The sequence below is a fragment of the Kitasatospora sp. NPDC001309 genome, from assembly GCF_042896295.1.
GTDB lineage: Bacteria > Actinomycetota > Actinomycetes > Streptomycetales > Streptomycetaceae > Kitasatospora.
In genome coordinates, this window is the sequence record NZ_JBIAXC010000022.1 from 73,219 (window position 1) to 86,586 (window position 13,368).

Annotated in this window: 16 protein-coding genes; 9 read left to right on the forward strand and 7 right to left on the reverse strand. The window is 72.5% G+C overall.

Annotated features, from left to right (window positions below):
- Nucleotides 1-102 precede the first annotated feature (102 nt).
- Nucleotides 103-1,077: a 4-hydroxy-3-methylbut-2-enyl diphosphate reductase gene (locus ACFY2K_RS22240; protein WP_375884668.1), complete on the reverse strand. Its 975-nt coding sequence runs from the start codon at nt 1,075-1,077 to the stop codon at nt 103-105.
- A gap of 121 nt (nt 1,078-1,198) precedes the next feature.
- Here ACFY2K_RS22240 and ACFY2K_RS22245 point away from each other — a divergent pair, with 121 nt between their 5' ends.
- Both ACFY2K_RS22245 and xseA read left to right on the forward strand, forming a co-directional pair.
- Nucleotides 1,199-2,557 (forward strand): APC family permease, encoded by a 1,359-nt coding sequence (locus tag ACFY2K_RS22245; RefSeq protein WP_380527848.1) that lies wholly within the window; start codon nt 1,199-1,201, stop codon nt 2,555-2,557.
- 110 nt (nt 2,558-2,667) lie between these two features.
- Nucleotides 2,668-3,918 (forward strand): exodeoxyribonuclease VII large subunit, encoded by a 1,251-nt coding sequence (gene xseA / locus ACFY2K_RS22250; protein WP_375884662.1) that lies wholly within the window; start codon nt 2,668-2,670, stop codon nt 3,916-3,918.
- On the opposite strand, the gene ACFY2K_RS22255 is transcribed toward xseA, so the two are convergent.
- Entirely contained in the window at nt 3,912-4,400 is a 489-nt protein-coding gene (locus ACFY2K_RS22255) for a GNAT family N-acetyltransferase (RefSeq protein WP_375884659.1), read from the reverse strand. The two genes, xseA and ACFY2K_RS22255, sit on opposite strands and share 7 nt — an antisense overlap.
- A 94-nt stretch (nt 4,401-4,494) precedes the next feature.
- Between ACFY2K_RS22255 and ACFY2K_RS22260 the strand changes: the two genes are divergently transcribed.
- Complete coding sequence (locus ACFY2K_RS22260; RefSeq protein ID WP_360230956.1) at nt 4,495-4,752, forward strand: exodeoxyribonuclease VII small subunit; 258 nt, start codon at nt 4,495-4,497, stop codon at nt 4,750-4,752.
- Nucleotides 4,753-4,962: 210 nt separating this feature from the next.
- Complete coding sequence (locus ACFY2K_RS22265; RefSeq protein WP_375884653.1) at nt 4,963-5,565, forward strand: malonic semialdehyde reductase; 603 nt, start codon at nt 4,963-4,965, stop codon at nt 5,563-5,565.
- 105 nt (nt 5,566-5,670) lie between these two features.
- Here the strand turns inward: ACFY2K_RS22265 and ACFY2K_RS22270 are convergent, their stop codons facing one another.
- Nucleotides 5,671-6,207, reverse strand: a complete 537-nt coding sequence (locus ACFY2K_RS22270) for a DUF4245 domain-containing protein (protein WP_387713423.1) — start codon at nt 6,205-6,207, stop codon at nt 5,671-5,673.
- Nucleotides 6,208-6,421: 214 nt separating this feature from the next.
- Here ACFY2K_RS22270 and glpX point away from each other — a divergent pair, with 214 nt between their 5' ends.
- Complete coding sequence (glpX, locus tag ACFY2K_RS22275) at nt 6,422-7,462, forward strand: class II fructose-bisphosphatase (RefSeq protein WP_375884648.1); 1,041 nt, start codon at nt 6,422-6,424, stop codon at nt 7,460-7,462.
- A 135-nt stretch (nt 7,463-7,597) separates the two neighbouring features.
- Here glpX and ACFY2K_RS22280 read toward each other — a convergent pair whose 3' ends face one another.
- Complete coding sequence (locus ACFY2K_RS22280; RefSeq protein ID WP_375884878.1) at nt 7,598-7,975, reverse strand: WhiB family transcriptional regulator; 378 nt, start codon at nt 7,973-7,975, stop codon at nt 7,598-7,600.
- 314 nt (nt 7,976-8,289) lie between these two features.
- A complete protein-coding gene (locus tag ACFY2K_RS22285) occupies nt 8,290-9,120 on the reverse strand; it encodes a DUF1707 domain-containing protein (RefSeq protein WP_375884646.1) in 831 nt (276 codons plus the stop codon).
- A gap of 146 nt (nt 9,121-9,266) precedes the next feature.
- Between ACFY2K_RS22285 and ACFY2K_RS22290 the strand changes: the two genes are divergently transcribed.
- The 3 genes from ACFY2K_RS22290 (at nt 9,267) to ACFY2K_RS22300 (ending at nt 11,615) form a co-directional block, all read left to right on the forward strand.
- Nucleotides 9,267-10,934 (forward strand): fumarate hydratase, encoded by a 1,668-nt coding sequence (locus ACFY2K_RS22290; protein ID WP_387713427.1) that lies wholly within the window; start codon nt 9,267-9,269, stop codon nt 10,932-10,934.
- Between the two features lie 151 nt (nt 10,935-11,085).
- Nucleotides 11,086-11,358 (forward strand): type II toxin-antitoxin system Phd/YefM family antitoxin, encoded by a 273-nt coding sequence (locus ACFY2K_RS22295; RefSeq protein ID WP_380527840.1) that lies wholly within the window; start codon nt 11,086-11,088, stop codon nt 11,356-11,358.
- Entirely contained in the window at nt 11,355-11,615 is a 261-nt protein-coding gene (locus tag ACFY2K_RS22300; RefSeq protein ID WP_380527837.1) for a Txe/YoeB family addiction module toxin, read from the forward strand. Before ACFY2K_RS22295 ends, ACFY2K_RS22300 begins: the two co-directional genes overlap by 4 nt.
- A gap of 32 nt (nt 11,616-11,647) precedes the next feature.
- Here the strand turns inward: ACFY2K_RS22300 and ACFY2K_RS22305 are convergent, their stop codons facing one another.
- Nucleotides 11,648-12,406, reverse strand: a complete 759-nt coding sequence (locus ACFY2K_RS22305) for a GntR family transcriptional regulator (RefSeq protein WP_387713431.1) — start codon at nt 12,404-12,406, stop codon at nt 11,648-11,650.
- A 134-nt stretch (nt 12,407-12,540) separates the two neighbouring features.
- Here ACFY2K_RS22305 and ACFY2K_RS22310 point away from each other — a divergent pair, with 134 nt between their 5' ends.
- Nucleotides 12,541-12,759 (forward strand): hypothetical protein, encoded by a 219-nt coding sequence (locus tag ACFY2K_RS22310; protein ID WP_375884638.1) that lies wholly within the window; start codon nt 12,541-12,543, stop codon nt 12,757-12,759.
- Between the two features lie 237 nt (nt 12,760-12,996).
- Here ACFY2K_RS22310 and ACFY2K_RS22315 read toward each other — a convergent pair whose 3' ends face one another.
- A complete protein-coding gene (locus tag ACFY2K_RS22315) occupies nt 12,997-13,281 on the reverse strand; it encodes a hypothetical protein (protein WP_380527835.1) in 285 nt (94 codons plus the stop codon).
- Nucleotides 13,282-13,368: the final 87 nt, after the last annotated feature.

The window sequence follows — 13,368 nt, forward strand, 5'->3', positions numbered from 1 at the left end:
GGGGGCGCACCGCAATCGACGGGCCCGCACAGCGCGACGGACCCGGTGCCCGCAGCGGGGCACCGGGTCCGTCGTGGCGGGTCCAGGGTTCGAGGACGGGCCCTACAGCTTGCCGGCCGCCTCGGCGCGCAGGTCGCGGCGCAGTTCCTTGGGCAGCGAGAAGGTCAGGTGCTCCTCGGCGGTCTTGACCGTCTCCACCGTGTCGTAGCCGCGCGCGGCCAGGAACTCCAGCACGCCGTCGACCAGGATCTCCGGCACCGAGGCGCCGCTGGTCAGGCCGACCGTGGTGACGCCCTCCAGCCAGGACTCCTGGATCTCCTCGGCGAAGTCGACCAGGTGGGCGGCCTTGGCGCCGTACTCCAGGCCGACCTCGACCAGGCGGACCGAGTTGGAGGAGTTCTTGGAGCCGACCACGATCAGCAGGTCGGTCTCCGGGGCCAGCTGCTTGACCGCGACCTGGCGGTTCTGGGTCGCGTAGCAGATGTCGTCGCTGGGCGGGCTGACCAGCGCCGGGAAGCGCTTCTTCAACTCGCCGACGGTGGCCATGGTCTCGTCCACCGAGAGCGTGGTCTGGGAGAGCCAGACGATCTTGGACTCGTCCCGCACCTGGACGTTGGCGACGTCCTCGGCACCGTCCACCAGGTGGATCCGGTCCGGGGCCTCGCCCATGGTGCCGACGACCTCCTCGTGGCCCTCGTGGCCCACCAGCAGGATGTCGTAGCCCTCGTCGGCGAAGCGCACGGCCTCCTTGTGCACCTTGGTGACCAGCGGGCAGGTGGCGTCGACGGTGGCGAGCTTGCCGGCCCGCGCCTCGTCGTGGACGGACGGGGCGACGCCGTGCGCGGAGAACACGACGATCGAGCCCTCGGGCACCTCCTCCGTCTCGTCGACGAAGATCGCGCCCTTCTTCTCCAGGGTCTGCACCACGTACTTGTTGTGGACGATCTGCTTGCGGACGTAGATGGGCGCCCCGTACTGCTCCAGGGCCTTCTCCACGGCGATCACGGCGCGGTCGACACCCGCGCAGTAGCCCCGGGGGGCGGCGAGCAGGACACGGCGCTGCGCGGTGTTGGACATGCCCCCATCGTACGGGCGACCGGGAGCCCCACCGCCCGGGGCGGGCCGCACCGCCGCCCCGGACGCCGGCCCGGACGCCTTCCGGTCGCAAAGGGTCGGAAGTTGCTCAAGCCTGGTCTCCATGAGCGCTGTGAACGAGCAGCCGACGCCGAGCGGCCTGCGCCGCACCCTGGGCGTCCGCGATCTGATGGTCTACGGGCTGCTGTTCATCGCCCCGATGGCCCCGGTCGGCGTCTTCGGCGTGCTGGACGCCCGGAGCCACGGCGCCGTGGCGGCCGTCTACCTGGCGGCGACGGTCGCGATGGGCTTCACCGCCTTCTCGTACGCCCAGATGGTCCGCGCGGTGCCGCAGACCGGCTCGGTGTTCGCCTACGCGCGGGCCGGGCTGGGCGAGGGGCCGGGGTTCATCGCCGGGTGGATGGCGATGCTGGACTACCTGCTGATCCCCGCGGTGGCCTACCTGTTCTCCGGGATCGCGCTGAACTCGCTGGTGCCCGGGGTCTCGCGCTGGGTGTGGACGGCGGCCGCGGTGCTGGTGACCACCGCGCTCAACCTGGTCGGGGTGCGGACGGCGGCCGCGGTCGGCTTCGCGGTGCTCGCCCTGGAGATCGCGGTGCTGGCGGTGTTCGTGGTCGCGGCCGTGGTGGTGCTGGTGCGGGACGGCGCGCGGCGCGGCTGGGACACGCCGTTCACCGCCGTCGGGGGCTTCTCGCTCACCGCGGTGGTCTCCGCGGTGTCCGTCGCGGTGCTCTCCTACCTGGGCTTCGACGCGATCGCGACCTTCGTCGAGGAGGCGGTCGGCGCCTCCGCCGCGGTGGCCCGGGCGGTGCTGTGGTGCCTGGCGCTGGCCGGGCTGCTGTTCGTCGCCCAGACCTACCTGGCGGCCGTGCTGGAGCCCACCACCCCGCAGCAGCTGGCCGCCGACCCGGCCTCCCAGGGCTCCGCCTTCTACGACACCGTGGAGGGCGGCATCGGCCACTGGCTGCACCTGCTGGTGGCCGCCAGCAAGGCGATCGGCGCGGCCTTCGCCGCGCTCGCCGGGCAGGCGGCGGCCGGCCGGCTGGTCTTCGCGATGGGCCGGGAGGGACGGCTGCCGCGGGTGCTCGGCTCGGTCGACCCGGGCAGCGCGGTGCCCCGCCGGGCGCTGCTGGCGGCCGCGGTGGTCACCATGGCGGCGGCGGTCTGGGCGGCCGAGCGGGACGACGGGCTGGACCAGCTGACCTCGGTGGTGAACGTGGGCGCGCTGACCGCCTTCGCGCTGCTGCACGCCTCGGTGATCGGCTGGTACACCGTCCGGCACGGCTCGCCCGACCGGCTCCGGCACCTGGTCGTCCCGCTGCTGGGGATCGCGGTGATCGGCGCGGTGGTCTACGAGGCCTCGACCACGGCACAGCTGGTCGGGCTGGTCTGGCTGGCGGCCGGCCTGGTGGTGCTCGGTGTGCAGGGCAGCACGGCGCACGGCACCGGCGGGCACCGCTAGCGACGGCGCCGGCGGGCGCCGTGCGGAACGGTGCCGGCCGGCACTGCCGGGGACGACGCCGGCGGGCGTTGCCGGGGACGGTGTCGGCGGACGCCGCTAGCCTCGTACGCATGGCCAACCCCAGCTCCCCCGAAGCCCCGCTCCCGGTCGGCAAGGTCTCCGCGCTGATCGGCGGCTGGATCGACCGGCTCGGCGCGGTGTGGGTCGAGGGGCAGATCACCCAGCTCAGCCGCCGCCCCGGCGCGGGCGTGGTGTTCCTGACCCTGCGCGACCCGCAGGCCGACGTCTCCCTCACGGTGACCTGCTTCCGCTCGGTGTTCGAGCAGGTCGCGGACGTGGTGCAGGAGGGCTCGCGGGTCGTCGTGCACGCCAGGCCGGAGTGGTACGCGGCGCGCGGGCAGCTGTCGCTGCGGGCCTCGGAGATCCGCCCGGTGGGCCTGGGCGAACTGCTGGCCCGGCTGGAGCAGCTCAAGCGGCGGCTGGCCGGGGAGGGCCTGTTCGCGGCGGAGCGCAAGCGGCGGCTGCCATTCCTGCCGCAGTGCGTCGGGCTGGTCACCGGGCGCGGCTCGGCGGCCGAGCGGGACGTGCTGGAGAACGCCCGGCGGCGCTGGCCGGCGGTGCGCTTCGAGGTGCGCAACGTCCCGGTGCAGGGGGTCAGCGCGGTGGAGCGGGTGAGCGCGGCGGTGCGGGAGCTGGACGAGCACCCCGAGGTGGACGTGATCATCGTGGCCCGGGGCGGCGGCAGCGTGGAGGACCTTCTGCCCTTCTCGGACGAGGGGCTGGTGCGGCTGGTCGCGGCCGCCCGTACGCCGGTGGTGAGCGCGATCGGGCACGAGCCGGACCAGCCCCTGCTGGACTTCGTCGCCGACCTGCGCGCCTCCACCCCGACCGATGCCGCCAAAAGGGTGGTTCCGGACGTCGGCGAGGAGCTGGCCAAGGTCCGCCAGCTGCGCGACCGGGCCCGCCGGCACGTGCAGGCCCGGGTCGAACGCGAGCAGCACGGGCTGGACGGGCTGCGCAGCCGCCCGGCGCTGGCCGCCCCGCACCGGATGCTGGACGGGCGCGGCCAGGAGGTGGACGGCCTGGTGGAGCGGGCCCGGCGCACCCTGCGGCACCGGCTGGACCACGCCCAGAGCGACCTCGGGCACACCCTGGCCCGGGTGGTCGCGCTCTCCCCGGCGGCCACCCTGGAACGCGGCTACGCGGTGCTCCAGCGGGCCGACGGCACGGTGGTGACGGACCCGGCGCGGCTCGCGGCCGGGGAGGGGCTGCACGCCCGGGTCGCGGGCGGCGGCTTCGACGTCACCGTGGCGCCCGGGGCGGCGGAGCCCCCGGCGGGCCCTCGGGCGGAGCCTCAGTAGGAGCGCTGCCGGGACAGCGCCGTCGAGTACTCGGCGAAGCCCAGGCTGCGGTAGAGCGACTCGCCGCCGCTACTGGCGTGCAGGTCGATCCGGCCGACCCGGCGGCCGTCGAACCAGTCCAGCAACGCCTCGGTGCAGGCCCGGGCGTAGCCGCGCAGCCGCCGGTCGGGGTCGGTGCAGATGTTGAAGACGGAGCCGAACAGGCCGTCCGGGTTGCCGGGCGAGGGCAGGCGGTGCTCCAGGGTGCCGACGGCGCAGGCGGCGAGCCGGCCGGGGCGCTCCGGGTCGTCGACCACGAAGGCGGACATGGTCGACCGCTCGGCCGGGGCGGCCAGCCGCTCGCGCAGCATCCGCTCGGCGGCGGCCTGCCAGGGGGCGGGGCCGGCCGAGGCGGCCATGCCGGGCATCGCCTGCAGCATCAGGTTGCGCAGCCGGACCAGCTCGGGCGCGTCGGCGGGGGCGGCGGGGCGGACTTCGATCATGCGGCGGAGGCTAGCGCCGCCGGTCGCGCGGCCGCACCCGGGTTTCGACCGGTGGAACCCGCCCCTGTCGGCGCCAGCCCCTACGCTGGCACGCATGGCAGAGCAGCAGGAGCAGCAGGACGCGGCGGCGCCGACCCCGGACGACGCGCTGGGCTACGAGCACGCCCGGGACGCGCTGCTGGACGTGGTCCGGCAGCTGGAGAACGGCGGCACCTCCCTTGAGGAGTCGCTGGCCCTGTGGGAGCGTGGCGAGCAGCTGGCGAAGGTCTGCCAGCGCTGGCTGGACGGCGCCCGGGCCCGACTGGACGCCGCGCTGGCCGCCGAGGAGGGCGCGGGCCCGGCCGGGGAGTGACCGAGCCCAGGCGCACGGCCCGGGCGCACGAGCCCAGGCGCAGAGCCCGGGCGCACGAGCCCGGGCGCAGAGCCCGGGCGCAGTGCGGCCCGCTCTGTGAGGCAGCTCACAAGGGCTTGGGGAATCGTTGAATCTTCACCTATGTTGGAGGAACTGATCGGCTCCGCCGGTCACACCGACGAACCCCCCTCCCGCATGAGGTGCAGAAGCATGACCACCGACGCCCTGGTACTCGACGCCGCCGCTCAGGACCTGCTGTTCCGCGAGGCCCGCACCGCGAACACCTTCACCGACGAGCCGGTCACCGAGGAGCAGGTCCAGGCCATCTACGACCTGGTCAAGTTCGGCCCGACCGCCTTCAACCAGCAGCCGCTGCGCGTCGTCCTGGTCCGCTCCGCCGAGGGCCGCGAGCGCCTCGTCCAGCACCTGGCGGACGGCAACAAGGCCAAGACCTCCACCGCCCCGCTGGTCGCCATCCTGGCCGCGGACAACGAGTTCCACGAGGAGCTGCCGACCCAGTTCCCGCACTTCCCGCAGGCCAAGGACGTGTTCTTCTCCGAGCGCGCCACCCGTGAGCGCTCCGCCGCGCTGAACGGCGCCCTGCAGGCCGCGTACTTCATCATCGGCGTGCGCGCCGCCGGCCTGGCCGCCGGCCCGATGACCGGCTTCGACGCCGAGGGCCTCAACAAGGAGTTCTTCGGCGACGGCGAGCACTCGGTGCTGGCCGTGGTCAACATCGGCAAGCCGGGCGACGAGGCCTGGTTCCCGCGCTCCCCGCGCCTGGAGTACGACCAGGTCGTCACCACGGTCTGATCGCACCCCGCGACGGCGAAGGGCCCGCACCGGTTCGTACCGGTGCGGGCCCTTCCGCGTGCCCGAGGGGCGCCGGGGGCCTGCGCGCCCGGGCAGGGCCCCGCGCTACTTGAGCGCCTGGGCCAGATCGGCCATCTCCTCGTAGGAGGCGGTGCCGGTGATCATGGTGGTGGCCGAACCGGTCTGGACGGCCAGCGCGCGGGCCTTGTCGCCCTGCACCCGGTCCCAGGTGCGCCCGGCGGCGTCCGCGGTGCCGTCCGGCTGGGCGCCCGCGACCTTGTCGGCGAGCAGCTTCTCGCGCGGGACGTCGGCCTGCTCGACCGCCGCGTACTGGCCGGAGGGCGTCACGAAGCCCAGGTGCCAGGCGTTGCCCTTGCCGTTGTTGATGGCGGCCGGCGTGTAGCTGACCGAGGTGGCCCGCCACTTGTCGGACAGCCCCTCCGGGGACAGCAGCGGGTACGGCGCGGCGCGCTTCGCCGAGGCCGCCTCGACCTTGTAGGCGACCACGTGCACCGGATCGCCGTTCGCGTCGTGCGGGAGGAACAGGTAACCGATCCAGACGACGAAACCGACCGCCAGCATCGACAGGACCATGTCCCGTACGGTCTGCCGACCCCTCATGCCCTTGCTCTCTGCAGCCACCCACCCATGGTGACTCATCCACACACCGGCCCGGCCACCCGGGGTGTGCACGTACGGGTGAACCGGGACGAACCGGGGCCTTCCGCCCGGGGTGGCGACCCGCGCCACAGACAGTCATCTCGTGGGCAGATACGATCGCACTACCCTCACCACGGCGTTCGACCTGGCAGTAGTCGGGCGCTCACTGGCCGTCGCGTACAGAGAGGTAACGACGATGACCACGCAGTACCCGCACCACCTTCCCAGTGCCCTGGAGGTCGCGCCCGAGGCTCCGGACCGGAACCTCGCGCTCGAACTCGTCCGGGTCACCGAGGCGGCCGCGATGGCCGCCGGCCGGTGGGTCGGCCGTGGCGACAAGAACGGGGCCGACGGCGCCGCCGTGAAGGCCATGCGCACCCTCGTCTCGACCGTCTCGATGAACGGCGTCGTCGTCATCGGCGAGGGCGAGAAGGACGAAGCCCCGATGCTCTACAACGGCGAGCGGGTCGGCGACGGCACCGGCGCCGAGTGCGACGTCGCGGTCGACCCGGTGGACGGCACCACGCTGACCGCCAAGGGCATGGCCAACGCCGTCGCCGTGCTGGCCGTCGCCGACCGCGGCACCATGTTCGACCCCAGCGCCGTGTTCTACATGGACAAGCTGGTCTGCGGCCCCGAGGCCGCCGACTACGTCGACATCACCGCCCCGGCGGCCGTCAACATCCGCCGGGTCGCCAAGGCCAAGGGCAGCGCCGTCGAGGACGTCACCGTGATGGTGCTCGACCGTCCGCGCCACGACGGCCTGGTCCGGGAGATCCGCGAGGCGGGCGCCCGGATCAAGTTCATCACCGACGGCGACGTGGCCGGCGCCATCATGACCGCCCGCGAGGGCACCGGCGTGGACCTGCTGCTGGGCGTCGGCGGCACCCCCGAGGGCATCATCGCGGCCTGCGCGATGAAGTGCATGGGCGGCGTCATCCAGGGCCGGCTCTGGCCCAAGGACGCGGCCGAGCGGCAGAAGGCCCTCGACGCCGGGCACGACCTGGACCGGGTGCTCACCACCAACGACCTGGTCAGCGGCGAGAACGTGTTCTTCGTCGCCACCGGCATCACCGACGGCGAGCTGCTGCGCGGCGTGCACTACCGCTCGGAGACCGCCACCACCAGCTCGCTGGTGATGCGCTCCAAGAGCGGCACCATCCGCGAGATCAACTCGGTCCACAAGCTGTCGAAGCTGCGGGCCTACAGCGCGATCGACTTCGACCGGGCCAACTGACCCGGCCCGGAAGCGGTTGTCCGAACGCGCGGCCCCGGCGGGATCCCCCCTCCGCCGGGGCCGCGCGGCGTACCGGTCCCGCTCGTCGCCGCGGCGGTCGCGCGGCGACCGCGGCCGCGGGTCTTCGGCCCGCCGTCAACCCGCTATCCGGCGCCCGGCCGTGGCCACCCGGGCCGCCTCGCGCAGCTCCGCGTCCCGGCGGCGGCGCCGGGCCAGCACCACCCGCCGCTCGGCGGCCGTCAGCCCGCCCCAGACCCCGTACGGCTCCGGCTGGGCGAGGGCGTGCTCGCGACACTCCAGCAGCACCGGGCAGCGAGCGCACACCTGCTTGGCCTGCTCCTCCCGCGACAGCCGGGCCGCCGTCGGCTCCTTCGAGGGCGCGAAGAACAGCCCCACCTCGTCCCGCCGACAGGCCGCACCGGTGTGCCACGGATTGTCCTCACCCGCGGCCTGACCCGCCGTACCGCTCGGGGGCTGCGGCTGCGGAGGGACGGCCGGACGGCGCTCCAGCAACTGGGCGGCGGCGACTGGCGAGGTGGTGCGGGACTCGATCGGATGCAGCACGGCCGTACTCCTGACGAGGCTCTCGGACACGGGGAACCTCGCTCCCCTGCCCGGCTGCGAGCCCCCGCTGTCCAACGCCCGGGGCGGCCGCTGGGCCGCCTCCGGTGCACAGCCGTACAAGAAGCGATGTGCGGAAGGAACTACCCCGTCCGGCCGCGATTCATGCACACTGCACGCAATCGACTACGGAGTGCACCGGGCACAACGCCGAGTGCCCGACCGGGAGTTGATCCCCGACCGGGCACTCGGCAGGTCGATTCGGGCTATTCCGTCCCGAGTTGCTTGCGCACCCACTCCTTGATCTTCTTGCCCCGGCGCGGCTTGGCCTCGCAACCGCCGAACAGGGCAAGGCCCTTGACCCGCACGACCGGAGCGTACGGGTCCGCCGCGGTCTGCTCCCGGACGTCGAAACCGCCGAAGATGCCCACCCCGGAACCGAGCAGGGTCACGTTCTCCGGCACCCGGATGTCGACCCCGCCGAAGACCGCCGTCACCGTGATCTCCACCTCGGGGGACTCGAAGACGGCGTCGGTGAGGTCGATCTCCACCCCGCCGAACGCGGTGAAGGCCGTCAGGTGCGAGCCCACCCGCCAGCGGCCCTTGCGGGAGGCACCGCCGAAGATCGCCACCACCGACGGCGCCTCGTGCCGCGCCGGCGGCAGCGGCCTGGCGGGCGCGGGGGCCGGTGCCTCGGCGCCCAGCGGCGGCTTGTCGAAGGACACCGAACGGTGCGCGGGCAGGTCCCTGGTCAGCGGGACCAGGTCGCCGAAGGTCTTGGCGGCGTACGCGGCCCCGATCCGCTCGGCGTGCTCCTCCGCGTCCAGCCGCCCCTCGGCGTAGGCGTCCCGCAGCAGCTCCGCGATCCGCTCGCGGTCGGCGTCCGAGACCCGCATGTCCGCGTCCGCCACCGGGGCGTGCGACGTCCGCGGGGCGGCCGCCGGGGCGGGCACCGCTGCGGCCACCGGGGCGGGCACCGCGGCGGGCCGCGACTCGGGTTCGGGCTTGGTCAGGGGAACGGGCGCCGACACCGGCGGCTGCCCCGGAACGTCCTGCGACGGCGAGTTCTCCGGCGTGTTGTCCGGCGTGTTGTTCACGGGCCAAGCCTAGTCGCTCGCACTCCTGGCCGAGTGAGCCCCGTCACGCAAGGCTGACCTGTCCGCATGCGTCCCGCGGCCGGGTCCTACCCTGGATGGTGCTTCGCCGACGCAGCCGGACCACTGGACCCCTAAGGACCGCCCCGATGGCTCCCACGCCAGACTTCGAGTACAGCGACCTGCTCCCCCTGGGCGCTGACCCGACCCCGTACCGCAAGCTCACCTCCGAGGGTGTCTCCACCTTCGAGGCCGGCGGCCGCACCTTCCTCCAGGTCGAGCCCGAGGCGCTGCGCCTGCTCACCGCCGAGGCGATGCACGACATCTCGCACTACCTGCGCCCCGCCCACCTCGCCCAGCTGCGCCGCATCCTGGACGACCCGGAGGCCAGCCCGAACGACCGCTTCGTCGCGCTCGACCTGCTCAAGAACGTCAACATCTCGGCCGGCGGCATCCTGCCGATGTGCCAGGACACCGGCACCGCCATCGTCATGGGCAAGCGCGGCCAGCACGTGCTCACCCCCGGCGCCGACGAGTCCGCCATCGCGCGCGGCGTGTACGACGCGTACACCAAGCTCAACCTGCGCTACTCCCAGATGGCCCCGGTGACCATGTGGGACGAGAGGAACACCGGCAACAACCTGCCGGCCCAGATCGAGCTGTACGCCACCGACGGCGACGCGTACAAGTTCCTCTTCATGGCCAAGGGCGGCGGCTCGGCCAACAAGTCGTACCTGTACCAGGAGACCAAGGCCATCCTGAACGAGGCCAGCATGCTCTCGTTCCTGGAGCAGAAGATCCGCTCCCTCGGCACCGCCGCCTGCCCGCCGTACCACCTGGCCATCGTGATCGGCGGCACCAGCGCCGAGTTCGCGCTCAAGACCGCCAAGTACGCCTCGGCGCACTACCTGGACAACCTGCCGACCGAGGGCAACGCCAGGACCGGGCACGGCTTCCGCGACCTGGAGCTGGAGGCCAAGGTCACCGAGCTGACCCAGAAGATCGGCATCGGCGCCCAGTTCGGCGGCAAGTACTTCTGCCACGACGTCCGCGTGGTCCGCCTCCCCCGCCACGGCGCCTCGCTGCCCGTCGCGATGGCCGTCTCCTGCTCCGCCGACCGCCAGGCGCTCGGCAAGATCACCGCCGAGGGCGTCTTCCTGGAGCAGCTGGAGACCGACCCGGCGAAGTACCTGCCGGACACCACCGACGAGCACCTCGACGACGACGTGGTGCGCATCGACCTCGACCAGCCGATGCCCGCGATCCGCGCCGAGCTGTCGAAGTACCCGGTCAAGACCCGGCTCTCGCTCACCGGCACGCTCGTCGTCGCCCGCGACATCGCCCACGCCAAGATCAAGGAGCGCCTGGACGCCGGCGAGGGCATGCCCAAGTACCTCCAGGACCACCCGGTCTACTACGCCGGCCCGGCCAAGACCCCCGAGGGCTACGCCTCCGGCTCCTTCGGCCCCACCACGGCCGGCCGGATGGACTCCTACGTCGACCAGTTCCAGGCCGCCGGCGGCTCCATGGTCATGCTCGCCAAGGGCAACCGCAGCAAGCAGGTCACCGACGCCTGCGCCGCCCACGGCGGCTTCTACCTCGGCTCCATCGGCGGCCCGGCCGCCCGCCTCGCCCAGGACTGCATCAAGAAGGTCGAGGTGCTGGAGTACGCCGAGCTCGGCATGGAGGCCGTCTGGCGCATCGAGGTCGAGGACTTCCCGGCCTTCATCGTCGTCGACGACAAGGGCAACGACTTCTTCCGCGAGACCACCGAGGGCCCGCTGATCACCAACCTGCGGATCCGCTCCAAGGAGTAACCCCCGGCGGAACACCCCCGCACACCCCCGAACCGCCCCGGCCGCCCTCGCGCCCGGGGCGGTTCCGCATGGTCACAATGCTTTGGCCGGTGGTACGGAAACCTCGTACCATGGCAGTACCACTTTCCGGTACGAGCTCGGAGGCTTGACCATGGCGATCAGTGCGAGCGAGGCGCGCACCCAACTGTTCCCGCTGATCAAGAAGGTCAACGACGACCACGCCCCGATAAGAATCACCTCCAAGAGCGGGGACGCGGTCCTCATGTCCGCCGAGGACTACGACGCCTGGCAGGAGACGATCTACCTTCTGCGTTCCCCCGCCAACGCCCAGCGGCTCATGGCGGCAGTCGCCCGCGACAGGAGCGGCGCATCCGACCTCACCAGGACGCCGGAGGAACTGGAAGCTCTGGCAGGTGAGGTGTGAGGAGTGTCCACTTCGACCCGGACGCCTGGGAGGACTTCCTCTTCCGGCTCGGTTCGAACCGGAAGATGGCTCAGCGGATCGCCCGCCTGGTCGGTGAGATCCAGCGCGACCCCTTCGCCGGAATCGGCAAACCCGAACCGTTGAAGGGCGATCTGGCGGGCTACTGGTCACGCCGGATCGACGACGAACACCGCCTGGTGTACCGCGCCGACGAGAAGGAAGTGAAGATCCTCAAGGCCCGCTACCACTACCAGTAGCAGAAGCCGTCCCGGCTCGCCTCCGGCGGGGCTCAGGCGTCGAAGTCGTACTCCAGGACGTAGGAGGCGGCGTCGAGGATCATCTCGTTGAGTTCGACGACCTGGCCCTCGTCCGCGAAGGCGGTGCGGCAGATCAGGATCACCGGGGTGCCGGCGGAGAGTTCGAGGCGGGCGGCCTCCTCGGCGGCGGGCATCCGGGAGCGGACCTCCTCGCGGAAGTGCACGGGCTTGGCGCCGATCTCGGCCAGCCGGGCGTAGGTGCCGCCGGGGCCGGTGTCCTCGCGGGTGATCGCGGTGCCGGCGACCAGGACGGCCGGCAGGTAGGAGGTGGAGAGCAGCACCGGCTTGCCGTCCAGGACGAAGCGGCGGTGGCGCACGCACATCGGGACGCCCGGCTCCACCCCGAGCACCCGGGCCACGTGCTCGGGCGCGCCCTGCTCGGTGACCGAGACCTGGTCGACCACCAGGCTGCGGTTGTCGATGTCCGCGGACCATATCGACCGGCCGGAGCCCCACTGCCCCTGCGCCAGCCGCTGGATGCCGCGCCGGCGCAGCGGCCGGAAGTCCCGGACGAACACCCCGGACCCCTTGCGGGCCTCCGCGATGCCCTCGCTCTGCAGCACGCCGAGCGCCTGACGGGCCGTCATCCGGGCCACGCCGTACTCGTCCATCAGGTCGTTCTCGCCGGGCAGCCGGTCCCCCGCGCCGTAGCGGCCGCCGTCGATGGCAGCCTTGAGGGAGTCGGCGATCCGCTGGTACTTGGGCTGTTTGTCGCCACTGCTGCCGGTCATCGCGCTCCCTCTCCCTCGGACAATCCTAGGCGCGCCCGCGGCCGCCGGTAAGGAGATACGACCGTTGACATCTCTAGAGATATTAGCTTCTCTAGAGATGCTGGCCAGTCGCGACAGAGCGAAGGAGCGGTGAGGTGAGCACCCGACAGCGCAACGCCAAGGCCTACCGGCCACAGGTGGGTGACCTCGTCCTCGACCGGAGGACCGGACGCACCGGTATCTACATGGGAACCATCGGCGGCGAGCACTACCTGCGCCCCGAGCACGGCGGCCGCGAATGGACGGCCGAACCGAACCACGTCTCACCCGCCCCCGAGCCCCGCGATTCGGCTGAATGCGATCAGCCCCGGTAATTGCGGCAAAATCCACGCAAACCACGGCATTCGGACCCGGGTAATCCCCCCGGTGAATCCGGAATTCCGGAACGCCCGGGGCCCGCCGCCGGGCACGTTACGGATAACGGCGGTCACCATGCGTGCATCGAGGGCGGGAATCGGCCACCCGATGGACCCGCACACGAATTGGCACGCACAGAACCAGAAGTGCCCCCGCGCCCGAACGGGGACGCGGGGGCACCGGGCGAGGGCCGCTTACGGGTGGCCACCCACGATGTTCAGCGGCTCGCGCGGCTTGCCCGGGTCGCCGGTGGTCTGCGGAGCGGGCTCCGTCACGTACTCGCCCTCGTCACCGAACGGTCCGTTCTCGAACGCGGTCTTGTCGGCGTCGGTCGGTGCGGTGTACGCGCCTCCGTTCGAGGACGCGGTCACAGCACCCTCGACGGCCTTGCCCGCCTCCACAGCAGTGGCCGGGGCCTCGGTCGTCGTCCCGTTCGCGGGCGTCGCCGGCGCCTGGGCAGCGCTCTGGTCGTTGGCCATTGAGTGGCCGCCTTTCGGTCATCAAATGTGTCCTGCCCGACCTCCGTGGCGCGGGCGCGGGGACAGTATCGTAGGGTTGATTAAATG